Annotated in this window: 15 protein-coding genes; 8 read left to right on the top strand and 7 right to left on the bottom strand. The window is 47.6% G+C overall.

Annotated features, from left to right (window positions below):
* Window positions 1-451: 451 nt before the first annotated feature.
* Window positions 452-829 carry a GxxExxY protein gene (locus GJS45_RS23080; RefSeq protein WP_162344259.1) on the top strand — a complete coding sequence of 126 codons (378 nt, stop codon included), beginning with the start codon at window positions 452-454 and terminating at the stop codon, window positions 827-829.
* Between the two features lie 1,062 nt (window positions 830-1,891).
* On the opposite strand, the gene GJS45_RS23085 is transcribed toward GJS45_RS23080, so the two are convergent.
* From GJS45_RS23085 to mtaB, 4 genes are all read right to left on the bottom strand, one after another.
* Entirely contained in the window at window positions 1,892-2,593 is a 702-nt protein-coding gene (locus GJS45_RS23085) for a 3-keto-disaccharide hydrolase (protein WP_162344260.1), read from the bottom strand.
* A 23-nt stretch (window positions 2,594-2,616) separates the two neighbouring features.
* Entirely contained in the window at window positions 2,617-3,996 is a 1,380-nt protein-coding gene (locus GJS45_RS23090) for a neutral/alkaline non-lysosomal ceramidase N-terminal domain-containing protein (protein WP_162344272.1), read from the bottom strand.
* Window positions 3,997-4,041: 45 nt separating this feature from the next.
* The gene (locus GJS45_RS23095) at window positions 4,042-6,102 is read right to left on the bottom strand and encodes a BNR-4 repeat-containing protein (protein ID WP_162344261.1); all 2,061 of its coding nucleotides are present in this window, start codon (window positions 6,100-6,102) and stop codon (window positions 4,042-4,044) included.
* Between the two features lie 852 nt (window positions 6,103-6,954).
* Window positions 6,955-8,274, bottom strand: a complete 1,320-nt coding sequence (mtaB, locus tag GJS45_RS23100) for a tRNA (N(6)-L-threonylcarbamoyladenosine(37)-C(2))-methylthiotransferase MtaB (protein WP_162344262.1) — start codon at window positions 8,272-8,274, stop codon at window positions 6,955-6,957.
* A gap of 234 nt (window positions 8,275-8,508) precedes the next feature.
* Here mtaB and GJS45_RS23105 point away from each other — a divergent pair, with 234 nt between their 5' ends.
* Window positions 8,509-10,671: a glutamine synthetase III family protein gene (locus GJS45_RS23105; protein WP_202928165.1), complete on the top strand. Its 2,163-nt coding sequence runs from the start codon at window positions 8,509-8,511 to the stop codon at window positions 10,669-10,671.
* Window positions 10,672-11,597: 926 nt separating this feature from the next.
* On the opposite strand, the gene dnaA is transcribed toward GJS45_RS23105, so the two are convergent.
* Window positions 11,598-13,025 carry a chromosomal replication initiator protein DnaA gene (gene dnaA / locus GJS45_RS23110; protein ID WP_162344263.1) on the bottom strand — a complete coding sequence of 476 codons (1,428 nt, stop codon included), beginning with the start codon at window positions 13,023-13,025 and terminating at the stop codon, window positions 11,598-11,600.
* A gap of 368 nt (window positions 13,026-13,393) precedes the next feature.
* On the opposite strand from dnaA, the gene GJS45_RS23115 reads away from it, so the two are divergent.
* The 3 genes from GJS45_RS23115 (at window position 13,394) to GJS45_RS23125 (ending at window position 16,644) form a co-directional block, all read left to right on the top strand.
* On the top strand, window positions 13,394-15,268 hold the full coding sequence (locus tag GJS45_RS23115; protein ID WP_162344264.1) for a TIGR00341 family protein: 1,875 nt from the start codon (window positions 13,394-13,396) through the stop codon (window positions 15,266-15,268).
* A 272-nt stretch (window positions 15,269-15,540) separates the two neighbouring features.
* Window positions 15,541-15,978 carry an OsmC family protein gene (locus GJS45_RS23120; RefSeq protein ID WP_162344265.1) on the top strand — a complete coding sequence of 146 codons (438 nt, stop codon included), beginning with the start codon at window positions 15,541-15,543 and terminating at the stop codon, window positions 15,976-15,978.
* Between the two features lie 96 nt (window positions 15,979-16,074).
* Window positions 16,075-16,644: a CPBP family intramembrane glutamic endopeptidase gene (locus tag GJS45_RS23125; RefSeq protein ID WP_162344266.1), complete on the top strand. Its 570-nt coding sequence runs from the start codon at window positions 16,075-16,077 to the stop codon at window positions 16,642-16,644.
* 781 nt (window positions 16,645-17,425) lie between these two features.
* On the opposite strand, the gene GJS45_RS23130 is transcribed toward GJS45_RS23125, so the two are convergent.
* Together GJS45_RS23130 and GJS45_RS23135 are read right to left on the bottom strand one after the other, a co-directional pair.
* Entirely contained in the window at window positions 17,426-19,327 is a 1,902-nt protein-coding gene (locus tag GJS45_RS23130) for a family 20 glycosylhydrolase (protein WP_162344267.1), read from the bottom strand.
* A gap of 736 nt (window positions 19,328-20,063) precedes the next feature.
* A complete protein-coding gene (locus GJS45_RS23135) occupies window positions 20,064-21,020 on the bottom strand; it encodes a metallophosphoesterase (RefSeq protein ID WP_162344268.1) in 957 nt (318 codons plus the stop codon).
* Window positions 21,021-21,672: 652 nt separating this feature from the next.
* On the opposite strand from GJS45_RS23135, the gene GJS45_RS23140 reads away from it, so the two are divergent.
* From GJS45_RS23140 to cysD, 3 genes are read left to right on the top strand one after another with little or no spacing between them, the layout of a single operon-like run.
* The gene (locus tag GJS45_RS23140; protein ID WP_162344269.1) at window positions 21,673-23,430 is read left to right on the top strand and encodes an SLC13 family permease; all 1,758 of its coding nucleotides are present in this window, start codon (window positions 21,673-21,675) and stop codon (window positions 23,428-23,430) included.
* 35 nt (window positions 23,431-23,465) lie between these two features.
* Window positions 23,466-24,056: an adenylyl-sulfate kinase gene (gene cysC, locus GJS45_RS23145; protein WP_162344270.1), complete on the top strand. Its 591-nt coding sequence runs from the start codon at window positions 23,466-23,468 to the stop codon at window positions 24,054-24,056.
* Window positions 24,057-24,061: 5 nt separating this feature from the next.
* A complete protein-coding gene (cysD, locus tag GJS45_RS23150) occupies window positions 24,062-24,967 on the top strand; it encodes a sulfate adenylyltransferase subunit CysD (protein ID WP_162344271.1) in 906 nt (301 codons plus the stop codon).
* The last annotated feature ends 628 nt before the right edge of the window (window positions 24,968-25,595 follow it).

The raw sequence follows: 25,595 nt of genomic DNA on the forward strand, positions 1-25,595 counted from the left end.
CATAAAAGCACCCGCCGCGTCCGCCGCGCCTTCTTTGCGTTCGCCGCGAGAAAAATAGAGGGTTTCACGCCACGATCGCAGCGAAATCGCAGAGGGTTTACTACAAGGGGATGCATTACTTCAAACAATCTGAATAGCGGAAATGTACCGGTAAGACCTAAAAGCACTCGCCGCGTCCGTCGCGCCTTCTTTGCGGCCGCCGCGAGAAAAAAAAGAGGGTTTCACGCAGCGATTGCAGCGAATTCGCAGAGACCGCAGCGGGTTTACTACACGGGGATGTATTACTTCAAACAAGCAGAATAGCGGATAATGTATTGGGAAGTCATAAAAGCACCCGCCGCGTTTTATTTGCGTTCGCCGCGAGAAAAAAAGCCGCCACAAGGCTAAAAACAAGCGGTGAAAACAGGCAGTACTTTTGACTTTGGTTTTTTTCTATTAAATTAATGGTATTATGACTGAAAATGAAATCGCAACCTGCATTTTAGATAAGGCCTTTGCTATCCATAAATCCCTCGGGCCAGGGTTGTTAGAGTCAGTCTATGAAAAAGCCCTGGAATACGAATTGATTCAAAATGATTTTTATGTTCAGTGTCAATTCCCGGTTCCCATGTTTTACAAACAAGTCAAATTCGAAGCAGGTTTTAGGATGGATTTACTGGTAGAGGATAAAGTAGTAGTAGAAATCAAATCGATAGCAGCACTTGCTCCAGTTCATTTTTCCCAGTTGCTGACTTACCTCAGGCTTTCTGATAAGAAATTAGGTCTATTGATTAATTTTAACACCAAGTATCTCAGAGAAGGGGTACACCGTATTGTTAATGGACTATAATTGGATATTTCAAGCTAAAAAAGACGATAAAAATTTGGTTTCCCGCCACGATTTTAGCAAAGGCGCATGACCGCAGCGGGGAGTCTTCCATCAGAAGTAATTATCAGAATAGTAGGAGACGTACCTGGGAAGACATAAAAGCACCCGCCGCGTCCGCCGCGCCTTCTTTGCGGCCGCCGTGAGAAAAAAAAGAGGGTTTCACGCCACGATCGCAGCGAATTCGCAGAGATCGCAGCGGGATGTATTCCAGCGGAAATAATTAGCAAAATTGGAGGGGACGTACCTGGGAAGGCATAAAAGCACCCGCCGCGTCCGCCGCGCCTTCTTTGCGGCCGCCGCGAGAAAAAAAAGAGGGTTTCACGCCACGATCGCAGCGAAATCGCAGAGACCGCAGCGGGTTTACTACACGGGGATGTATTACTTCAAACAATCTGAATAGCGGATAATGTATTGGGAAGGCATAAAAGCACCCGCCGCGTCCGCCGCGCCTTCTTTGCGGCCGCCGCGAGAAAAAAAGAGGGTTTCCCGCCACGATTTTAGCAAAGGCGCATGACCGCAGCGGGGAGTCTTCCATCAGAAGTGATTAGCAGAATAGGAGGAGACGTACCTGGGAAGACACAAAAAGCACCCGCCGCGTCCGCCGCGCCTTCTTTGCGTTCGCCGCGAGAAAAAAAAGAGGGTTTCACACCACGATCGCAGCGAAATCGCAGAGACCGCAGCGGGTTTACTACACGGGGATGTATTACTTCAAACAATCTGAATAGCGGAAATGTACCGGTAAGACATAAAAGCACTCGCCGCGTCCGCCGCGCCTTCTTTGCGGCCGCCGCGAGAAAAAAAAAGAGGGTTTCACGCCACGATCGCAGCGAAATCGCAGAGACCGCAGCGGGTTTACTACACGGGGATGTATTACTTCAAACAATCTGAATAGCGGAAATGTACCGGTAAGACATAAAAGCACTCGCCGCGTCCGCCGCACCTTCTTTGCGGCCGCCGCGAGAAAAAAAGCTACGTCCCTATCCCCATTCAGAGGCGATTTTTTATTTCAGGTCAATTCCAGTTTTAAAATTCCTTGATTTTTATATTTCGGAAATACACTTTATCACCATGGTCGGTTAGCAGGATATGGCCGCTTTCCAGCTCACCGTATTCGGTGTCGTCTTTAAACTTATTGGATGCTTTCTTTTTCAGAAAGTCCCTGCTCCCACGCTGGTAGCTGACCACTTTTTTTCCATTCAGCCAGTGCGTCACCTTTTTACCTTTGGCCACAATTTTTCCCGTATTCCATTCTCCGGCGGGGTGAAGGGTTTTATTTTTTGGCGGATAAAAAAGATACGCAGCGGCAGTAGAACTCAGCCCGTTGGGATCCTCTTTAATACCCGGGTAATTGTAATCGTCGATTATCTGATATTCAGGGCCATTTACCATCATATTTCCCGTTTCTCCATTGTAAAGCGTGTCCACAAAGTACTTGATACCGCTATTGGCGGAGGGGGTGAGGTTAAATTCAAATACCAGTTCAAAGTCAGCGTAGGTTTTCCGAGTGATGATATCTCCACCTCCCTTGCTATCCAGGAAAAGCAAGCCATCTTCCACCTTCCATCCTTTTTGAGGAAAAGTAGCGGACTGTTTCCCTCGCCACTTTTCCATGGACTGCCCATCGAATAGCACTTCATAATCGCTATCCTGTGCGTTCACTTGAGTAATGCCTAAAAAGCAAATGCCAACCACGGCAATAAGAAATAGGTATTTGTGTCGTTCCATATTATTTGTTTTGAGATGTTGCATTAGGGGTTTTCAGTAATCGATAGTTGGCGGGCCAGGGTATCAAAGGTGGAGAGAATTTGCGCTTCCAAACCGGCTTTCCAGGTGTTGTGCAGGCCATAAACCATTTGGGAGGAATAGCCCTCATATCCTCCTTCTTTTAAGATGGTTTCTGTGGGAATGTATCCCATGACATCGTTGCTATAGGCCATTACAAATACTTCCGGCCCATATTTGGCTTTCAGGCGGTTGGCATATCCGATGGTGGATTCCCCTCCCATGGAAAAAAGAACCTGCGCTCCCAACTTCCAGATTTGAATGGGAAAAGGGTAGGAGGAATCGCGTTCTTGTCCTCCCTTTTGTTCCTCCAGCATCCGTTCGGCCCATCGCTTCATATAGCCATTCTCTTCGACAATCATCGTTTCCAAGGATTCCCGGCTCATGGGAGGATTCAGTGCCAGGTCGATTTCTTCATAGGCGTAGCTTAATTCGGGCTCCAATGACCTCATATCCTCTTCCAATACCCTTTCTACTGCTGCGGCCAATGCGCTTCCGTACTGCCTTGCCAGGGGCAGTGTGCGTCGGGGAAGTGGGTTTTGATCCCCGGCAGCCCCTTGAAAAAAGAGGGCCATGGCACCCGGATGATTTGCCTCAAGTGCTTCTTGCGCATATCCCGGATAATCGGCAGACCAGGAGTATTGGCTCAACACCGTAGGATGGCAGGCATAGCCAAAAACTACAGCCTTGATGTTATCCTGTAAGTCGGTAATTTTGATCACCGGAACAGCATGGTCAATGGGGCCCTTCAGTTCGGTCAGCAGGTGAATTTCACTTTCCTTGTTGTTCCGGCGGTTCACCTGAAACCGGGCGGTACCGTTTCCGGCATAAACCCGGGAAGGTTCCCTGTTTGCCAAGGCCCTGCCAACGCTTTCCACGATGTTCTGCTCCAGTTGCCCGCTGTATTCCGAAATACGCTGTTGCTGTTCCTTGTCCAGTGGGTAAATATCATAAAGGGCGGCCTCTAATACTGGTCCGGAGTGGGTATGGGAACTGTTGAGAATCACCTGCGATTTGGTCAGCGCGTGTTTTTGGTGGATGTCCCTGCGAATTTTTTCAGACATTTTCCTGGGAAATCCCAGTAGATCAGAGGTGACTAAGACGGCAGAATTACCCTGTTGATCCTCAAAAGCCACTACCTTGATCCAAAGTTCGCTGAACTTCCCCTGTGCCGGCTGGTCCCGGTGTCCGTAACCGGCCATCCAGATGGGAGACTGTGGCGTGATTTTGAATTTATCCGTTCCGATTTTCCAGGTCATGCTATTTTGGCCGTAAAGGGGAAGACTTGCGCACATCACCAAAAACAAGGTGAAAATAGGTAGCTGGGATAATGCCAGGCTTTTCATTTGTTTTTTTTTACAAGCGGGTGCTGTTTTTGATATCATGATCTTTTATTTCAATGTCCATTGGATGGCATTTTTCATCAGTTGCAGGAAATAGGGATGGGTAAAGTCGGTAGGATATCCCAGCGAGGTGTAAAAAACCTTGCTTTTTCCCGTCTTTCGCCTAAAGGCAATTGGGTTGGCTTTTTCGGATGAGTTACCGCTTAAAAGTACCTTAGCCTTCGGATCCAGGCTGTCGCCAATCAGATACAAATTGCCATCGCTCTTCCATGCTTGGCGATCGATCCCTGATAAAAGACCTTTTCCCGGCTTTTTGTTAAATTGAATGGTTGTCTTTTTGGTGGCTGGCCCGTATCCTTTGTTTTCATGCCCCAATACCTCCGGCACAAAGTCCCACCAGTCCACAAAGCCGGAAGGAATGTTCTCACGCACCGAAAAGGCATGGTTGGCCGTTCGGATACCGATCACCGGTTTTCCTTCCTGAAGGTGATTTTTAATGAGTACCATCTGATCCGAAGAAAGGGCTACCCTTCGCAGAAAAAACACCAGCAGATCGCTATCACCGAGGGTTTCCAGATGGGGTAAATGAAAGGCTGTTCGTTCTCCTTCCCCAAGGATTACCTGTGTTTGGTAGCCGTTTTCCTTAGCAAGCTTCATCGCCAGGTAAGGAACCGTCAGGTCCGCTTCGTAATTATCCGGATCCTTACTGATCAGAAAGGTGATTTTTTTGTCCTGCCCTATGTTGTTCTCTGCTGGTTTGGGCAGGATTTTGCCAAATACTTTTAATTGGTAATCCCTATAGGTACTGTATCTGCCCGAAAGCCAGAGGATAACCTCCCGGTTTGCATCCGCGAGTACGATGGGACGAATGTTGTCTTCCGCAGATCCGAAGGTCACCGGGCTGAAATGCCAGGGACTATCCTGCGTCTGCCGTTCGGCCCGGAAGATCTCATACCTTCGTTCGCCATTTACGAGCAGTGGTTCTCCGGTCTCAGGGTGCACATCTGCGGAAAAATAGAGGATGTTTTTATTGCTGGGGTGAAGGCTGATCAGTCCGGTGTATTCATTTTCTCCGGGATAAAGCCTGCTACCCGCATAAGCCATTTCCTTTGAAACCCAATGGCTGCCATCCCATCGGGCATCGTGGTACCGATGGTCAAAACCTCCCAGGCTTGTATTTATGGTTTCGCCCCTGCTGATAGGATCTTTGGTCACCGAAAAAGCGAAGTACGGCATGCCTTCCTCGTCCAACTGTATGTCGCTGGTCCAGGCTACATCCGTTCTCGTTTGCAGGTCTCCATCGTAAACCAGGGTAAAATCGGAAGGCTTTAAATTACTGGTTTCACCTGTACTCAATGGTCCTACCAGCGTTCCATCGGAACGGTAGGCCCGGCCATTTTCCAGGTAGCCGTGGTAGATATTGTTATTGAAATGTCGGGGATGGCCGTCGGTCGTTACAAAATGTATCCGGCTTTTTCCATCCGAAACGTATTTCAGGTAAGACCTCCCTGCAAACTGGAACAGCCTGCCTCCGGATTCCCAGCTTTCTCCAGAATCTTCCGAGACCAGGTAATGGGGGTTGTTTTCATTGCCCCGGAAAAAATTATAGGTTTTGCCTTCTTCTTCCAGGTGGTAGAGGTTGGCATAACAGACCCTGCCCTGGTGTTGAACTGTGGATTCTTCTTCCCAGGTGCGGATGTCGTACGGTTCCCGGGTGCTTCGGAACCTTACCAGACTATCAATGCTATGGCCGGAGTAGGCGGTCAGGATTTTGCCGTCGGGTCGCAGCATCAGTGCTCCCACGTTGTGATCGTCTGCAGGGAGGCTGCCTTCGGTGAGCACCTTGCTAATGGTTTGGTGGTTGCTTAAGTCCCATTCGCTTACCGTATTGTACCCTTCTGAAGTTACACTGGTAAACAGCACCTTATCTTCGATCAACAGGGCACGTTCATCCTGAAACCAGCACCAACTTCCGTTTTCGGAAAGCAAAATTGGCCCGTATGGATCCACTGTGCCCTCTGGGAGGGACTGGGCAAGAGATGTCAATGAAAAAGGGAGGGTTAGCAGAAAAGCAAGCGCAAGGTACAAACACTGTGAATAAGCGATCATGGAATTTTTGAATGGGTTCAATCAATTATATACCGAACCAATTTAAGCGATATTAGCCAATCTTCCAGTATCTAATGGATAAATTCCCCAATTTCCCTGATTGCCGGTCGTTTTTTTGACTTAGTGAATGAGAGACTGAGGGACTAAGAGATGTTATGGTGATGGGGTGATATGATGATTTGATGATGCGGAGATGTCTCGTGCCTGCGAGAATTAACATTTTAAAAAACGCAGAAATCGGGATGACGGTATAATTTTGAAGTGATTATATCATATTGAAAACCAAATACTTATAAAATACGTCATCGGTAGGGTGCAGACGGAGTTCGGTCGGATGGTTGTAATCGCTCGGGCACCCGCGGCAGTCTGTCGGATTACGTTTGTGCTAGTCGTTTTCTATTTGCTTTCTTCGAAGGACTTGCGATTTCGCTCCGGATCAGATTGCTTCGCTGCGCTCGCAATGACGGTTGTTGATGGTTTGATGATGTGGTGATTTGATGATGTGGTGATACAATTGTTTAACCCTTAACAACCAGGGTTGAATCCAAAGTAATGGTTGACTGCCAGACGCCACTATGTATACCTCAGCCGGATTCGAACCACTTTAACCCTTAACCACCACGGGTGAATCCAAGAACGCCCTTCCTGCCTATCTGCCCGCAACTACAATTCAGCCGGATCAGAGCCAATTAACCCTTAACTACCACGCTTGAATCTACCAAAAAGCCAAACAGCCTGAAGGCCCGCCAAGAAAATCCAGCCCGCTCCGAACCCTTTAACCCTTCACCAGCCCACCTACCTTCCAACCGGTATCCCTCTGCCGGCCAAAATGCATTTAACCGTTAACCCACGTCAGTGGCTGGCAATTACATTTTCCGGTTCCCATACCTCTACTGTTCCTTTGTCATTGATTTCGGTCAGCGTGACGGTTTTGATTTCATTGATTAGTACCGGATCGTATTTGGCGCTCACCCGAATGTAATTTTCAGTGAAGCCCTGCATGTAGCCATCGGATACATCTTCCTCAAATAGCACCTGAAAGGTTTTGCCCAGATTCTCTTCATAAAAAGCCCTTCGCTTTTTTTCGGAAAGAATCCGCAGCATACGAGACCGCTGGTTCCTGATTTTCATAGGCACTACTTCCTCCATTTCGGCTGCCCGGGTATTGGCGCGCTCCGAATAGGTAAAGACGTGTAAATACGATACAGGCAACGCATTCAGGAATTCATAGGTTTCCAGAAAATGCGCCTCCGTTTCTCCTGGAAAACCGACGATCACATCTGCCCCTATACCGCAGTGGGGCATCAGGGTTTTTATTTTTTCTACCCGGTCCCGGTACAATTCCCTCAGGTACCGCCGCCCCATTTTTCGGAGCATGGCATTGCTGCCTGATTGCAGGGGAATGTGAAAATGAGGCACAAACCGGGATGACTGCGACACAAAGGTAATCGCTTCGTTTGTCAGCAGGTTCGGTTCGATCGAAGAGATACGAAAGCGGTCAATGCCACTGACTCCGTCCAGGGCTTGAATCAGGTCAATGAATTTTTCCTTCCGCTTGCCCTCCTGAATACCGAAATCTCCAATATTCACTCCCGTCAGGACCACCTCTTTTACATCTGTGTGGGCGATCTCTTCTGCCGATCGAAGGATATTGGCGATCGTTTCACTACGGCTTTTTCCCCTGGCCAGCGGAATGGTGCAAAAAGCACATCCATAATTGCAGCCATCCTGAACCTTTAGAAAGGTGCGGGTACGATCGTGCATGCTAAAGGCCTGATGGAATTCCTGGGCTTCCTGAATTTCGGAAGCAAAAACCCTTGCCTCCTGCTGCACGGCAAAATCATCCAGCAACTCCAGCAGTCTGAATTTCTCGGCAGCTCCCAACACGGCATCGACACCTTTGATTTCCGAAATCTCCCTGGGTTTCAATTGGGCATAGCAACCAATAATGGCTACAAATCCGTTGGGGGAAATCTTCTTGGCCTCCCGAACGATTTTTTTACATTTCTTATCTGCATTCTCCGTAACCGAGCAGGTATTGATAATAAAAATGTCCGGGTTATCCTCAAACGTGACTTTGAGATACCCCTTTTGCTCAAACATCCTGCTGATGGTGGAGGTTTCTGCGTAATTTAATTTACAACCGAGTGTATAAAATGCTACTTTTTTCAAACCGAAGGTATTTTTTTGCCCAGTTGCAAATTTAGTGAATAGGTTTGGCTTTTCCATTTCCGCAAAAAAAATCGCGAAAGAAGGGTTTTTTAGCGGATCTAATGGATAAAGGGCCGTATTTTCTTGACAATAGTGTAAAAATTGCCTCAGTTCCCTATAATTTTCACCATTTTTGTTAAAAATTCATTTATTTTTCTACATTTGTAAGTAGTTTTTAAACCATAAACTCTAACGATGGCAACACTAAGACAAAAAGCATTAATGAAGGTGCAGAGCAGACCAAAGGTTACTGCTGTAGCTCCCTCCTTAAAAATTTCCGATTATTTCGGATCGCAGGTGTTCGGCTTGAAAGAAATGCAGGAAACCCTGGCTTCTCCTGTATTTAAGAAAGTCAGCACAGCAATCGACAAAGGAACCAAAATAGATATGTCAACCGCTGATGAGGTTGCCACCGCTGTTAAAAGCTGGGCCTTGTCTAAAGGTGCGACGCATTACACGCACTGGTTTCAGCCCTTGACCGGATCCACTGCAGAAAAACACGATACCTTCTTCGATGCCTTGTCAGGCATGGAAAAATTCAAAGGCAGTGCCTTGGTTCAGCAAGAGCCGGATGCTTCTTCCTTTCCAAGTGGAGGAATCCGTACCACTTTCGAAGCGCGGGGATATACCGCCTGGGATCCTAGTTCGCCTATCTTTATTTTTGACCAGACGCTTTGTATCCCTACTATATTTGTTTCGTTCACGGGAGAGGCGCTGGACTTTAAAACCCCACTCATTCGATCTACCGAAGCGATCAACAATGCGGCGGTAGATATCTGCCAGTATTTCGACCGAAACGTTAAGAAGGTCAATCCTTCCCTGGGTGTGGAGCAGGAATATTTTGTCATTGACCGGGCCTTGTATGCTACCCGTCCTGATTTGGTGATGGCCAGTAGAACTGTTTTTGGTCACAACCCTGCCAGAGGACAACAATTGGATGATCACTATTTCGGATCCATCCCTTCCCGCGTCAAGGAATACATGAAGGATTTTGAAATAGAAGCCCTGAAATTGGGGATTCCTGTTTCAACCCGACACAACGAGGTGGCTCCCGGTCAGTTCGAAGTAGCACCCTTGTTTGAAGACATCAACAAAGCGACGGATCACAATTTGTTGCTGATGGATGTGATGGAAAAAGTGGCTGAAAAACATGGACTGAAGGTTTTGTTTCACGAAAAACCTTTCGCCGGACTGAATGGAAGTGGAAAGCACAATAACTGGTCACTGATCACCGATACGGGTGTTAACCTGTTTCAACCCAGCAATTCTGCCAGGGAAAACCTGCAATTTCTTTGCTTCCTGGTAGCCACCATAAAAGGCGTGTATAAGAATGCGGACCTGCTGCGAGCAAGTATTGCTTCTGCAGGTAACGACTTCCGTTTGGGTGCGAACGAAGCTCCTCCGGCCATTATCTCCATATTCCTTGGATCTACCCTTACCGGAATTCTGGATGAACTGGAGAAAAACGGAAATATCAAAATCGAAAAAGGAGACAATATGTACATGAAGCTGGGAATTTCTAAAATCCCGGAAATCATATTGGACAATACCGACCGTAACCGAACTTCTCCGTTTGCATTTACCGGAAATAAATTTGAATTCCGTGCCGTAGGATCCACCGCCAACCCGGCCGGACCGATGACCGCATTGAATGTGATTGTTGCCGATGTGCTCAAAGAATTAAAGAAGGATATCGACAAAGAAATCGATAGCGGTAAAGAAAAGAAATTGGCCATCGTCGATGTGCTAAGAAAATATATCAAGGAAAGTAAGAATATCAGGTTCGAAGGCGACGGTTATTCCGAAGAGTGGGAAAAAGAAGCTAAAAAACGCGGACTGTCCAATCTGAAAAGTACAGCGGAAGCACTGGATGTTCTTCTAACCAAGCCAGTGGCAGATCTTTACAAACGACACAATGTGTTAAACGAAAAAGAACTGCATGCCCGACATGAGATCAGGCTTGAGAATTACGTGATGAAAGTACAGATTGAATCCCGTGTGATGGGCGATTTGGCACTTAACCACATTATTCCTACCGCCATTCTCTATCAAAATAAATTGATTGTCAATGCGAATGGATTGAAAGGCTTGGGTCTGGATCACCGGGCAGCGATCGATACCATCGAGGAAATTTCCAAGCATATAGAATCCCTGAAATCCAATGTCAGCAATATGATTGAGGCAAGGAAAAGGGTAAATAAGGAGGAAGATGTTGCAAAAAGGGCAAAACTATACAGCTCTGACGTAAAGGATGCCTATTTTGATAAAATAAGGTATGCCGTTGATAAACTGGAGTTGCTGGTGGACGACGAATACTGGCCATTAGTGAAATACCGGGAAATGCTCTTTCTGAAATAATAGTTTCAGCTATTTCCTAAAAAATAAAAAACCCGGATTTTCCGGGTTTTTTTGTTGTGTAGCCGGAAGAAAGGTGATGGTTTGATGATGTGGTAATGCCGTCACTGCGAGAATTAACATTTAAAAAACGCAGAAATCGGGATGACGGTATAATTTTGAAGTGATTATATCATATTGAAAACCAAATACTTATAAAATACGTCATCGGTAGGGTGCAGATGGAGTTAAATCGAATGGAGCCAAGCACACCTGCACCCGCGGCAGTCTGTCGGGGTAGGTTTTCGCTACTCGTTTTCTAATGGCATTCTACGAAGGACTTGGGGTTACGCTCCGGATCAGATTGCTTCGCTGGCGCTCGCAATGACGGGTTCTCGTCACTGCGAGGGTGCAGATGGAGTTAAATCGAATGGAGCCAAGCACATCTGCACCCGCGGCAGTCTGTCGGAGTACGTTTTCGCTACTCGTTTTCTAATGGCATTCTACGAAGGACTTGGGGTTACGCTTCGAATCAGATTGCTTCGCTGGCGCTCGCAATGACGGGGCGGTGATCGGGGACTGCGAGAGGGGGAGACTTAGAGACGAAGGGACTAGGAGAAGTAGAGACTAAGAGAAAATAATACAATTGCTTAACCTTTAACAACCAGGCTTGAATCCAATACCACCTCTCCTGCCTATTTGCCAGAAACTACAACTCAGCCGGATCCGAGCCACGTTAACCACAACAGCTGAACCCAAAACCAGCTCCAAATGCAAAAAGACCAGACCCTAAAGCCCAGCCCGTATCGAACCACATTAACCCTTAACCACCGGATTAAGACTAAGAGAGGGGGTGACTGAGGGACTCAGGGATGATGTGGTGATGTGGTGATTTAAAAAAAAATACAAGGGGAGGGGTACAAACCCCGGATTTTAAAATGGGCGACCGGTCAATAAGACCTGATTTTGAACTGCTTTTTTTGCTCCTGTACGGCGTTTCGGAAAGAAGTATCCGTCTCCATGAGGTCATTTACAGATTGGACGGCATGAATGACGGTGCTGTGATCCCTTCCTCCGAAGTGATATCCGATGGATTTCAGGGAATGGTTGGTAAATTCCTTACTGAAATACATGGCCACCTGGCGGGCGATAACAATTTCTTTTTTTCGCGTCTTGGCCTTTAGATCCTCTACCTTAATGCCGTAAAATTCAGCACAGGATTTCTGAATGTATTCAATGCTAACCTCCGTTTCAATATCCTTCACAATGTTTTTCATAATGGACTTGGCCAGGTCCAGGCTGATTTCAACGCGGTTTAGGGAGGCATGCGCGATGAGGGAAATGAGCACACCTTCCAATTCCCGGACATTGGTATCCACGGTATAGGCCAGGTATTCAATGACATTGTTGGGGATGTGGATGCCTTCGGATTGCATTTTTTTCCGAATAATGGCGATCCTCGTTTCAAAATCCGGCATTTGTAAATCAGCCGTCAATCCCCATTTAAAACGGGAAAGGAGCCTTTCTTCCAATCCCATCAGGTCTTTCGGGGCACAATCAGAGGTCATGATGATCTGCCGCTTGTTTTGGTGCAGGTGGTTAAAAATATGGAAAAACATTTCCTGCGTTCTTCCTTTCCCGGCCAGGAATTGGATGTCATCAATGATGAGTACATCTACCTGCATGTAGAAATTGGTGAACGATTTGATATTGCCATCTTTGATGCCATCCATAAATTGGTTCACAAACTTTTCCGAAGAAACGTATAACACGAATTTGTCTTCGGGGCCATTTTTGATTTCATTTCCGATGGCCTGCACCAGATGGGTTTTACCCAATCCCACGCCTCCATAGACCATTAGCGGGTTAAAGGAAGTGATCCCGGGTTTATTGGCAACGGCAAATCCAGCCGAACGCGCCAGCCGGTTACAGTCTCCTTCGATAAATGAATTGAAGGTATAGCTGGAACTGAGGTTAGACTGCAAGGTGGTTTGCTCATCCAGGCTTGACAAATCAAACGGACTGTGGGCCGCTGCGGCCAAGGTCTCTTTTTTCTTTTTGGCGGCGGGATTGCTTACCCCCTGCGGGTAACTAACCATATAGGGTTGATTGTTCGAGTTTCCCTTGTCTACCACCACGGCATATTCCAGGCGGCCATTGGCACCAATGACGGTTTTAATGGCCAACTTGAGTACGTCCACATAGTTGTCTTCCAGCCACTCATAGAAAAACTGGCTCGGCACCTGTATGGTGAGAACAGATCCATCGATCCTTGCAGGTTGTATGGGCTTAAACCAGGTAGAAAAACTCTGTTCATTGACATGTTTTTCGATTACCCGCAAACATTCAGTCCATATAGCTATCGCCTCTGAATTCATCAAATTTGTTTTAACCGAGAGTGGAAAAATTGTGTTTACTCCTTTACAAGGGGAAACAAAAATGTGGAAAATTATCTTAAATAAAAAATGCCTTTTTACTTGACTTTTTTACTTTGTGGGAAAGAAGTTGGTTCAGGCGGTTTTTAATTTTTTTTTATTTGAAAAATCAAATTGGGACTTGATTATACCACCATTTATCCCGGGAACGTTTTTAGTTCGGGAAGGATAAAATGGTAATTCTGAACCGTAGGTGGACCGTTTTGCCGATATCTTTTTTATTCCTAACTGATTTTTTGGCTATTGTTCATTACCTTGGTTTCGAAGTGCCTGGTGCTAGTACCTTCACCGACGCATTTATCCTCATGGCTATGAAAAGCATAATCCTATTATACGATCCAAAAATGGTGGAGGCCGTAGATACCACCATCGTTCCCCGATTCGGCGCGGATCTGAAACTCAAATTACCCTTTACCAATGAACTGACGGTGGAATTGGGGAAGGAGGATTTTGTGGTTACCTACTTGTCGGATGATCAATTGAAGGAATTATTTCCGTTGGCCCTGGAGCAAGACTGGCGAATCGCCCTGCTGCCTCATCCGGAGCTTATACATGGCAGACAGGGGTTTGGAGTAGAGGACAGCCTGGAAGAATGTATGGATCAGGTGCTGGAAACAGAAGAAACCGAAAAGGTAGACATGCTCATGCTGAATGGCCGACCCGTTTTTAATAGTGTCATAATAGGGGAGTCGCTAAGCCTGATGACAGGTGCTGTGGCCAACAATAGCTGGAGGCGTTTCTGGAAGAAAGTCAGCTACTTTTTTAAGCTATTTTGGGTGGCTGAGTCGCACCCGTATTGCCTGGAAGCACATGAAAAGGAAAAACTGGACACGGCCGCCATCGGGATGGTCATCGTCCAGCATGGTAAGAGCAATTTGCTGAGTCGAAAGGTGCTGGAAGATTCCTATATCAACGATGGAAAGTTGCATGCCATGGTCCTTTCGCCTAAGAGCATTTCCGGTTTATGGTGGTTTGGGTTGGATAGTTTTTTCCGGAAAAAGGGAAAAAGTACACTGCCCCCTTTTGCCGCACATATTAAAACCTCCTCCCTGTGTATTTCCAGTGAGGAATCCATCAATTATTCCCTGGACGGAGCCCTTTTGAGCGCAAAACGTCTGGAATTGGAAGTCAAGCCAAAGGCCTTGAAAATGGTGCCCGGGAAATTCCTGGATTTGGAAGGACAAGGTTCGGATGAAGATATTTTTAAGGTTCGGGTACTTCCCCGGGGCGAGGTGCGGGATGAATTGCTGAAAAGAAAGCTTCCGCTAATCAACCACGCCTCCACAGAGGAGTTTAAGGAGTTGTTTTCCAGTTTACGAGCAAGCTCCCGTACCAGCAGCAGTTATTTAGTGCTGATGGTATTGTCTACCTTAATTGCCACGCTGGGACTATTTGGCAACTCCTCTCCGGTGATTATTGGCGCGATGATTCTGGCACCGCTGATGGCTCCCATCATATCCCTGTCCATGGGCGTATTGCGGCAGGATAAAAATTTGATTATCAATAGCTCTAAAGCCATCGGATGGGGCATGCTCCTCGGATACCTCTGCGCAATGGTGATCACCTGGCTCACGCCCCTTAACCTCTCGAACGAAGAAATAATGGCCCGGGTCCGTCCCAATTTACTGGATTTAGGGATAGCTGTCGGCTCAGGCATCGCCGGTGCCTATGCCAGTGCCAAGGAAGAGATCGCCAAAACGCTAGCGGGAGTCGCCATAGCGGTGGCCCTCGTGCCCCCACTGGCAGTTTCCGGAATAGGTCTGGGCTGGATGGATTGGAGCATCTTTCAGGGAGCGTTATTATTACTAATGACCAACCTGGCTGGCATGGTGATGGCAGCAGCCCTTACCTTTTTGTTGTTGGGATTTAGCCCGTTCCGCCTGGCCAGGAAAGGAATCGCCTATTCGCTTATTGTCGTTGGCATGGTTAGCCTGCCCCTGTTCTTTGGTTTTATGGACATGGTCCGGGAAAAGGATGTGATTTCCAAGTTGGATGGCTACCGGGTAGAAGGAGCGGTATTACGGGATATTACCGTTCGCGGGATCAAACCCGTTCGGTTGGCGGTAAAAATTGTGGCCGAAAGCAGTTTAAATGAAGACCAGTTGAAAAGCATCAAAAGCGAGATCGAACAGTTGCTCGGTGAGGAAGTCGAATTGGAGGTAACCATGGGGGTGACGGTTTTTTAAGAGAATCGGGTTTGAGTTTGAGCGAGGGCGAGTAAAAATAAATCCGATGGTATCCGATAGACGAATTGGTCTTAACCAGCACTTGTTGATGGATTGTCTCCGACTGTTTTGGGTATTTTGGTAATTTATTGATACCTTGATAGGGTATTAATCCAAAAACATAACTAATTCATGAAATCGACACGATTAAAATCATCATTAAACACACAGGGCAATGATTATTTTAATCGTCAAAGATTCCATGTGACCGTTAAAAAGCAAATTAAAAACACATGAAAAGAAAAGCAACAGCAATTTGGAAAGGAACAGGCCTGGAGGGTAGCGGAACGCTATCAGCCCCTAGTGGTTTTTTTGATAATTCTCCCTACAGTGCTAAAACCAGATTTGAAAATGAGGATGGCACGAAGGGTTCCAATCCGGAAGAAATGATTGCCGCAGCCCATGCGGGTTGTTTTAGTATGGCACTTAGTTTTCAAATCGCAGGAAAAGACTTAAAAGCGGAGGAATTAAAAACCACTGCCACTGTTTCCCTGGAGAAAGGCGACGCCGGATTTTCCATTACCGGAATTGTATTGGATTTGAAAGGCAAGGTTCCGGGTATGGATGAGGCGCAATTTAAGGAGTTGGCCGAAGCGGCCAAAGAAAATTGCCCGGTCAGCAAGGCCCTAAGCTCAGTGCCTATTAGCCTGAATATTTCCTTTAGTTCCTGATTTGATCCAGGGAATAATAGTTACGTGCCAGGGACCTGTCTCTGGCACTTTTTGTTTAAACCATTACAGGCTACGATTCTTTAATTTACGCAGAAAATGAATCAACAAATGCGCCTATTGGGTTGGGCCACGCTTTTAGGCTTTGGACTGGCAGGACTTGCATTGGTGTATTTTTTTCAGGAAACATCGGTTTGGGAACTGCTGGCGGGACATTGGCCGCTTTGGACTCAGGTACTTATCGGACTATTGGCCGGCCTGGTTTCAGGCTTTTTTGCCAAATGGCTCATCCTTCGATCTTTTTTTGAAAAAGAAAAGATAAAATACCGGGATCTGATTAATCAGTGGTCATGGACACCTACAGGGATCGTTTTTATTTCATTTTGTGCCGGTATTGGCGAGGAACTGTTTTTTCGGGCAGGTTTGCAGCCCTTGCTGGGACTGTGGACGACCACCGTACTTTTTGTACTGTTGCACGGTTACCTAAATCCCTTCAATTGGCGGATCAGTGTGTACGGAATCCTGATGGTGGGCCTGATTGCCTTTTTCGGGTACTTGTTCCAGCAGGTGGGTATCCTCACGGCCATCCTGGCGCATGCGGCCTTTGATGCGGTGCTTTTGTTCTGGTTGACCGGTGGGGATGGAGGGACGAAGGGACAAAGGGACTGAGAGAGGGGGAGACTTAGAGATGATGTGATGATGGCACCGTCACTGCGAGGGTGCAGACGGAGTCCAGTCGAATGGTCGTAATTGCTCGGGCACCCGCGGCAGTCTGTCGGTTTACGTTTGCGTTACTCGTTTTCTATTTGCTTTCTACGAAGGACTTGCAGTTTCGCTCCGGATCAGATTGCTTCGCTGCGCTCGCAATGACGGGTTCTCGTCACTGCGAGAATTAACATTTTAAAAAACGCAGAAATCGGGATGACGGTATAATTTTGAAGTGATTATATCATATTGAAAACCAAATACTTATAAAATACGTCATCGGTAGGGTGCGTTTTGAGACAAAAGAGGATCGTATCACTCGTCGCACCCGCGGCAGTCTGTCGGTTTACGTTTGTGCTAGTCGATCTTTATTTGCTTTCTACGGAGGACTTGCAGTTTCGCTCCGGATCAGATTGCTTCGCTGCGCTAGCAATGACGCGGTGTGTGGACTGGAAACACGATCCCTCACTACGACTTAACTTTTTACTTAGAAGCAGAAATCAAGATGTCAGGATACGCCCCATCCCGCTCCGCGGAATTTGCAATTCCGTGGGTCAGATAAAGGGGATTTGTAATCCCCGAGAAGTGCATGTCAGCAGGATTGCAAATCCTGCCTTATCTGGGTTCGGAATTACAAATCCCGAACAGCGGCATCCAGCTCCGCGGAATTTGCAATTCCGTGGGTCAGATAAAGGGGATTTATAATCCCCGAGAAGTGCACGTCAGCAGGATTACAAATCCTTTATTATTCAATGGGAACGTGAAACTCATTGCTACTCCTGCCGCCGGGCGTGACGGTCACGTAGCGTAAAACCAGGGATTCCTGATCTTTGCCTGGAATAGGGGCAAGCACCGGTCCCGTGTACAAGCGGGCAGTTTGATCTGCCTTATGCCCGTCTACGGTGTAATAGACCTTGGCCCCTTCCACCAGGGGTTGAATATGGATTAGTTGCCTGCCGGATTCAGGTTCTCTGCTGATGTCAACAATGGCCTCAGGAATCCGGAAAAATACGCCTTGTTTCTCCAGCGACAGCAAGCGGGCAGGTAACCGATCCCGGAGAAAGGATTGATAATCCTTATCCTCCTTGGTTTTCCAGGCCACTTCGGCCAGGGCCAGGGCTCTGGGAAACAGAAAATATTCCATCTTTTGGTTGGTAGGAATGTATTCCGTCCAAAGATTTGCCTGAACCCCCAATACATGTGCTGCTTCTTCCTCGCTCAAGGCCTCTGGTACAGGTGAGTAGCTATATACTTTTTCCAGCGGAAGAAAGCCGCCTATGGCCAGGGGTTCGGTTGTTTTGTCTTCCGCCTGATAATGATCAAAATATAAATGGCTGTTTGGCGTCATGATTACGTCGTGCCCCATTTTGGCTGCATCGATGCCTCCCTGTTCTCCCCTCCAGCTCATCACCGTCGCATTGGGGGCCAGGCCACCTTCCAGGATTTCATCCCAACCAATTATTTGCCGTCCGTTTTCATTCAAAAATGCCTCTATGCGTTGGATAAAATAACTTTGAAGTTCGTGTTCATCCTCCAGTTTTTCTTTTTTGATGACCTTTTGGGCAATGGCGGAGGTTTTCCAATGGTCTTTGGGCACCTCATCCCCGCCTATATGAATGTATTCCGAGGGAAAGATATCCATGACCTCCGTAAGCACATCTTCCAAAAAGCTAAAAGCAGCAGGGGTTGGACCATAAATATTGTAATGCACGCCCCAATAACCGGGCACCTGCTTACTAATCTCATGATTCAGTGGTTCGCCTTTTTCATTTTCGGCGGCAATAGTGCCTTTGGCTGTTCCTTCGGTTATTTCAAAACTACCGAATTCAGGGTAGGCAGCAAGTACGGCAGAGCTATGGCCGGGCAATTCTATTTCCGGTATTACAGTAATCTTTCGTTCAGCGGCGTAGCGCACGATTTCCCTGGCTTCCTCCTGGGTATAATAACCCCCGTGTTTTTCGTTGTCGTAAATAAATGGCTGGTAGTCGTAATATTGTCCGATAATGGTGGAATCTCTCCAGGCTCCGATTTCGGTCAATTTAGGGTATTTTTTGATCTCCAGGCGCCAACCCTGATCGTCCGTCAGGTGCCAGTGAAGGGTATTGAATTTAAGCTGGGACATCAAGTCCAGCATTTTTTTCACTTGAGCGGTGCTAAAAAAATGTCGGGAGACATCCAACATGATACCCCGGTAGCCAAAGGCAGGCGCATCGGCAATTTCTACCTGCGGGACCACAGCATTGCTTCCCTGCATTTCCACCAATTGAAACAGGGACTGCAATCCGTAAAACAAACCCCTATCGGCTCCACGGATTATCACGCCATCTCCGGAAACTTCCAGCGTATAGGCCTCGGGATTGTCCGCTACCATGCTTTCCTCCAAAACGATCAGCGACCCATGGGCAGGTGCCTGCATCAGCACAGGCAGTTCAAATCCTGTCTTGGTTTCGAGCAGGCCGCTAAACAAAAGAGCTGATTTTCTGGCGCTTGCACTTTCTGCCACCAACACCGTACCCGGATCCAGGGTCCAATGCCCTTCTGCGGCAATCAGGGTTTTGGGTTGCGGGAGCAGCTGATGGGTTTGTGCGAGCAGGCTTACCTGGCTAAGGAATAGGAGTAGTCCGGCTATAAGGAGGTTTTTATTCATGGATCAGTTATTTGTCGCGGCCCAAAGGCCTGTTTATTCTATATGTTTCACAAAAAAATTAATTAAGAATCAAATGTAATTATAAAAAATTATAATTAAAAACAGAAAACCTGGCAGAAGGGGCTTAGAGACTTAGAGACGGAGTGACTGAGAGAGGGGGAGACGGTGAGACGGAGGGACGGAGGGATGATTTGATGATTGGATGTCTCGTCACTGCGAGGGTGCTGACGGGGTCCAATCGCATGGTCGTAACCGCTCGGGCACCCGCGGCAGTCTGTCGTTGTACGTTTTTGCTACTCGTTTTCGGATGTCATTTTACGGAGGGACTCACGATTTCGCTCCGGATCAGATTGCTTCGCTTCGCTCGCAATGACGGGTTTACGCAATGACGGGTTCTCGTCACTGCGAGAATTAACATTTTAAAAAACGCAGAAATCGGGATGACGATGTGGATTTTTAATATATTGATTTTCAGCGATTTGATAAATACGTCATCGGTAGGGTGCTGACGGATTCCAATCGAATGGTCGTAACCGCTCCTGCAGCCGCGGCAGTCTGTCGGAGTACGTTTGCGGTACACGTTTTTTACTTGCTTTCTACGAAGGACTTGCAGTTTCGCTCCGGATCAGATTGCTTCGCTTCGCTCGCAATGACGGGTTTACGCAATGACGGGTTCTCGCAATGACGGGATCTTGCTATGACGGGATCTTGCAATGACGGTTATTGATGATTGGTCTTAATTTCCCGCAATGTAGAAGGGGTCGATCAAAAACAAATTAGGGTTTTCCGGGGATACCTGTATCCGAACGGCATGCATATCCCGATCGCCAAAGACCTGCACCGCCGTAAAATTCGTAATGGTCTGGCCAGTATGGTCTCGAAGTGGCTGGTCTACTTGATAGCGATGATGATCTCCATATAATAGCAATACCGGTTTGCCAAAATCCAGTACCTGCTTCCGTAGCACCTGTACAAAGCTGGCATGCCCGTTGCGCTCGTTCCCGGTCTGGTAATCCAACCCGGCATGCAATACCAGCACGATGCCCAGACTTTCCGTTTCCCGGGCTTGTTCAAACAGCTGTGTCAACCAAAAATTATTGGCCAGTTCCCGCTCATAAAACTCATCGTTTAGGGCAGTCGAATCCAATTTGAGATTATTATTCGACCCAACCACATGCAAGGTCCCAAACGTGATGCCTGCCTCCTGCCAACGGGCATTTTCAGGAAACTTTTCAAAGCCCTGCCAGCTGTTTTGCCGCTCCAGGCGCATCGGGTTTTTGCCCTGGCTTTGATCGGTGGCGTAAAATAACTGCCGCAGTTTATCCAGCCGTTCTTCCGGATCAAAGCCCCCACAAGCTTCCCGGTGACAATCCGTCCATTCATTGTCCCCGGGTGTATAAATCAGGGGCTGTTCAAATTGCTCGAAATAGCCCTGGATGGTTGAATAGTATTCATCCGAACAAGGCGTACCTCCGGATTTGATGTCTCCCACGTGCAGGGAAAAATCCGGACTGGCTGAATTAATCGTCTGAATCAAGTGCTCAAACCGCTCAAAATCTTCGGGAAGGTGATAGGGCATGTCGCCTATCGCCATGAACGTTAGCGGTTGATTTTCCGAAGGAGTGCAGGCACTCAGACACACCGCTATAATAAGAACCGCTATAATAAGAATGAAGCCAAATCGGTCGTTCATATTTTAATTAATAAAAGATTTTGTCATGGTATAAGTCCCGTTTCTTACCCTTTGCAAGATAAAAACTTTCTGTAGACCTTGGCTAGGGTTAGATCGGGAAAAAAGCAGTAGCTGCAAACGGATAGCTGAAAATGACTGGCTTTTATCACTCATGCAGCGCGCTTTCCCACTAAAATACATCCCGATTACTTTCGGGTAAAAGGAAGGCATAAAGCTATTTTCCTAGTAAACCGATAGAGATAACATAAAAATAATTTTAATTCCAGATTTCAAGTTAAATGTTTCTAACGACAGTAAAAACTATTTAAAATACAAAAATAAGCATTCAAACATTTTACATACCGAATTTAACCTTTTACAGCCACCCAGACGCCCTTTTTATATTCTTTCTAAAGTTTTGAAATAAATTACTGCCCCACTACTTTTAGGCCTTCAAACGGCTGGTACCGGCAGCAAATGATTAAGCCCTGCATGCTGTGGATGAGCGGCCAATCCAATTGGCCTCCAACCCAAACAAACAGCGGCAGAGGACCCGGCTTCTGAAAATCGTAAGCCGGAAATTTTTACCCATTGTCGGCAACCTTTTGGTTCCCTGAGCAGGTCCTTATTTGGGACCCACCGGGCGAAGCTGTGTCCAACTTTATAACCCTAGATGTTTTCTCCCAGCCTTATTACCTTATTGATAGTGGCAGGATTGGTACTGGTACTATACCGGGACCTGCTTCGACCGTCTTTCGCATTTTTGGGGGCGGTTTTTTTATTGCTCCTCCTGCAGATTATACAGCCGGAGGAGTTTTTGATGGGATTGGCCAATAAACAGATCATCGTCATCTTTCTGCTTATTGGCCTGACCGCCGGCATCCAACAAAATATTGGAAACGGTTTCTTTTTCAAGATTTTTAGCCAAAAACTGAAACCAGGGATATTTCGGGTACGCCTGATGCTGTTGGTAGGAAGCCTTTCGGCGGTGCTAAACAACACCCCGGTGGTAGCGTTTATGATTCCCTATGTGAAAGAATGGACCAAAACCAACAAATACCCGGCCTCCAAATTCCTGATCCCACTTTCCTTTTCCACCATTCTGGGGGGCATGATCACCGTGGTGGGGACCTCTACCAACCTGGTGCTAAATGGCCTGATCAGCCAATATAATCTCCCCTTGTTGGGTTTTGAGGACTTCCTCTACCTGGGTTTGCTGGTGGCTTTCTTTGGCATTCTGTACCTGAGCATCGCCTCCAATCATTTACTTCCGGTCAGGGAAGAAAATAAAAGTGAAATCATCGATCACCTGAACGAATACCTGGTCGAAACCCGGCTGCCACAGGGATCCAAAATGCATGGCAAAACGGTAAAAGCAGCCGGACTGCGAAAATTGAAGGAAATATTTCTGGCGGAAATCAAACGAGGCAACCAGGAAATTTCTCCCGTGGGACCCAACGAAATCCTACAGGAAGGGGACAAGCTTTTTTTTACCGGTAATTCAGAGGCCATTCTGGAACTGATCAGGGAAGAAAATGGGCTTAGCCTACCGGAGGAAGGCCATGTTTCCAACTATGGGTTTTTTCAGCTCACAGAAGCGGTGGTTCCTGCCAGCTCTTCCCTGATCGGCGAAAAGATCAAAGACAGCGATTTCCGTAACCGCTACCAGGCTTCCATCGTCTCCATCCATCGGAATGGTACCCAACTAAAGGGCAATATTGGAGAAACCAAGGTGCAGGCAGGGGACTTGTTTTTAATGTTGACCGGTAAGGATCATACTCGAAATGAAAACCTGAAAGACCTGATCATCATTACCCTGAGGGGAGAACTCAAGCAGGAAAACGCGCGCTTTCGGGGATTACCTTCCTTACTGGCATTGGCGCTGTTGTTTACCGGGATTATTGGCTGGGTGGATCTTTTTATGGCAGCTTTTGCCGGAATCCTTACCCTGTATTTATTTAAAGTGTTAAATTTGCAGACTTTACGGAAAGCGGTGGACCTGGATCTCTTGCTGATTCTGGTTTGTTCCCTTTCCCTGGGAGTAGCGCTGAGCAATTCCGGAGCCGCCAATATATTGGCGTCAGGCTTGCTTGACCTGACCCAGGGTTCGGAGCCGGTTTGGGCACTGCTGTTGCTGTTTGTGATGACCTTGGTGCTCACCAGTCTGATTACCAATGCAGCGGCGGTATCCATCATGTTTCCCATTGCCATGGAGTTGGGGCAGCAGTTGGGGCAACCCTTGACACCCTTTTTCGTGGCGATTGCTTTTGCCGCTTCCGGAGATTTCATGACCCCCATCGGGTATCAAACCAATTTGATGGTCATGGGGCCCGGCAATTATAAGTTTAGGGATTATTTTGCCATTGGATTTCCGCTGACACTGATCTACGCAACAGTCGTCATCTTGTTTATCCAATGGTATTATTTATAAATTAATCAATGCAGCAGTGATGCCGCAGGATTTCTATGCAGGAAAACATTCATCCATCGGAATTTAAGATTACCCGGCAAATCCGGCAAGCAGCCCTGGGACAAAATCCCCGGTTGATCTGGTTTACCGGTCTGTCCGGGTCCGGCAAATCCACCCTGGCCAATGCTACCGAGCAGGCCTTGCACAAACGGGGCTACCATACCTACCTGCTGGATGGGGATAATATCCGTACCGGCCTGTGCTCCGACCTGAGTTTCAGCAAGGAGGATCGGGTAGAAAACATTCGCCGGATCGCCGAGGTAGCGCTGTTGATGATGGACGCGGGGCTGATCGTGTTATCGGCTTTTATCTCTCCTTTCCGATCCGATCGGGAAATGATTCGCGAACGGGTAGGCCCCGACCGGTTTCTGGAAGTTTTCGTGGATTGCCCCCTGAAGGTTTGCGAGCAGCGGGATGTCAAAGGGCTGTATCAAAAAGCCCGGCAGGGATTGATTAAAGATTTTACAGGGATTGATTCGCCCTACGAAGCACCCGAATCCCCCTTTCAAGTGATCAAAACCGCTGAAGTTCCGTTGGAAGAAGGGGTCACGCAATTGGTAGAAGCATTGGACAAAAAATTAAAATAGTAACTATGGCACATTATTATCTATCCCACCTGGAAGAACTGGAAGCGGAGGCGATTTTTGTAATCCGGGAGGTGGTTTCTCAATTTGAAAAGCCGGCACTGCTTTTTTCCGGTGGAAAGGACAGCATTGTACTGGCCCACCTTTCGCACAAGGCGTTTTATCCTTCCCGTATCCCCTTTCCCCTGATCCACATTGATACGGGGCATAATTTTCCCGAAACCATCGCCTTCCGGGATGCACTGGTGAAGAAGCTGGGGGTGCAGTTGATCGTTGGATCGGTGCAGAAAAGCATTGACCAGGGCAAGGTTCGGGAAGAGACCGGTGCCAATGCCAGTAGAAATGCCCTGCAGACGGTAACCCTGCTGGATACCCTGGAAGAATATAAAATAGATGCCGCCATGGGAGGTGCCCGTAGGGACGAAGAAAAAGCCCGGGCAAAGGAGCGTTTCTTTTCCCATCGGGATGAATTCGGGCAGTGGGATCCCAAAAATCAACGCCCTGAGCTCTGGAACCTCTTTAATGGTAAAAAACACATGGGCGAACATTTCCGCGTGTTTCCGATTTCGAATTGGACGGAGATGGACGTGTGGCAATACATCCAAAACCAGGAAATCGATTTGCCATCCCTGTACTTTTCTCATCAGCGGGAATGCGTGGTGCGGGATGGGGTGATCCTGGCCAAATCGGATTTTATTCAGCTGAAGCCTGAGGAGGAAATAAAGACGATGACCGTCCGGTACCGGACTTGCGGGGACATGCCCATCACGGGAGCCGTGGAATCGGATGCCGATGACCTGGAAAAAATCATTGCCGAAGTAGCCACCACCCGAACCACCGAACGGGGAACGCGTGCCGATGACAAACGCGGCGAAACCGCCATGGAGGATCGGAAGAAGAGTGGGTACTTTTAGGAGACTTAGTGAATTGGAGACGGAGCGACTAAGAGACGAAGAGAGGGGGAGACTAAGGGACTGAGAGACATAGGGACGAAGAGATGAAATGGTGCCGTCACTGCGAGGGTGCGTTTTGGGATAAAAGAGGATCGCATCACTCATCGCACCCGTGGCAGTCTGTCGGAGAACGTGTCCATCAGTCGTTTTTAGATAGTATTCTACGGAGGACTTGGGGTTTCGCTTCGGATCAGATTGCTTCGCTGGCGCTCGCAATGACGGGTTCTCGTCACTGCGAGGGTGCAGCCGGAGTTCAATCGAATGGTTGTAATCGCTCCAGCACCCGCGGCAGTCTGTCGGAATACGAATCCATCATTCGTTTTTGGATAGTATTCTACGAAGAGACTTAGAGAGGGGGAGACTCAGGGACTGGGAGACTTAGATACGAAGAGATGAAATGGTGCCGTCACTGCGAGGGTGCGTTTTGGGATAAAAGAGGATCGCATCACTCATCGCACCCGTGGCAGTCTGTCGGAGAACGAGTCCATCATTCGTTTTTGGATGGTATTCTACGAGGGACTTGCAGTTTCGCTCCGGATCAGATTGCTTCGCTGGCGCTCGCAATGACGGGTTCTCGTCACTGCGAGGG

Source organism: Cyclobacterium salsum (genome assembly GCF_010119245.1).
GTDB classification, from domain to species: domain Bacteria; phylum Bacteroidota; class Bacteroidia; order Cytophagales; family Cyclobacteriaceae; genus Cyclobacterium; species Cyclobacterium salsum.

Bases quoted from the DNA above. Each gene is read 5' to 3' on its own strand.
- cysC (WP_162344270.1), top strand. From the start codon at position 23,466: ATGCAGGAAAACATTCATCCATCGGAATTTAAGATTACCCGGCAAATC.
- GJS45_RS23115 (WP_162344264.1), top strand. From the start codon at position 13,394: ATGAAAAGCATAATCCTATTATACGATCCAAAAATGGTGGAGGCCGTA.
- GJS45_RS23095 (WP_162344261.1), bottom strand. From the start codon at position 6,102: ATGATCGCTTATTCACAGTGTTTGTACCTTGCGCTTGCTTTTCTGCTA.
- GJS45_RS23135 (WP_162344268.1), bottom strand. From the start codon at position 21,020: ATGAACGACCGATTTGGCTTCATTCTTATTATAGCGGTTCTTATTATA.
- GJS45_RS23105 (WP_202928165.1), top strand. From the start codon at position 8,509: ATGGCAACACTAAGACAAAAAGCATTAATGAAGGTGCAGAGCAGACCA.
- GJS45_RS23130 (WP_162344267.1), bottom strand. From the start codon at position 19,327: ATGAATAAAAACCTCCTTATAGCCGGACTACTCCTATTCCTTAGCCAG.
- dnaA (WP_162344263.1), bottom strand. From the start codon at position 13,025: ATGAATTCAGAGGCGATAGCTATATGGACTGAATGTTTGCGGGTAATC.
- GJS45_RS23125 (WP_162344266.1), top strand. From the start codon at position 16,075: ATGAATCAACAAATGCGCCTATTGGGTTGGGCCACGCTTTTAGGCTTT.
- GJS45_RS23080 (WP_162344259.1), top strand. From the start codon at position 452: ATGACTGAAAATGAAATCGCAACCTGCATTTTAGATAAGGCCTTTGCT.
- GJS45_RS23140 (WP_162344269.1), top strand. From the start codon at position 21,673: ATGTTTTCTCCCAGCCTTATTACCTTATTGATAGTGGCAGGATTGGTA.
- GJS45_RS23120 (WP_162344265.1), top strand. From the start codon at position 15,541: ATGAAAAGAAAAGCAACAGCAATTTGGAAAGGAACAGGCCTGGAGGGT.
- GJS45_RS23090 (WP_162344272.1), bottom strand. From the start codon at position 3,996: ATGAAAAGCCTGGCATTATCCCAGCTACCTATTTTCACCTTGTTTTTG.
- cysD (WP_162344271.1), top strand. From the start codon at position 24,062: ATGGCACATTATTATCTATCCCACCTGGAAGAACTGGAAGCGGAGGCG.
- GJS45_RS23085 (WP_162344260.1), bottom strand. From the start codon at position 2,593: ATGGAACGACACAAATACCTATTTCTTATTGCCGTGGTTGGCATTTGC.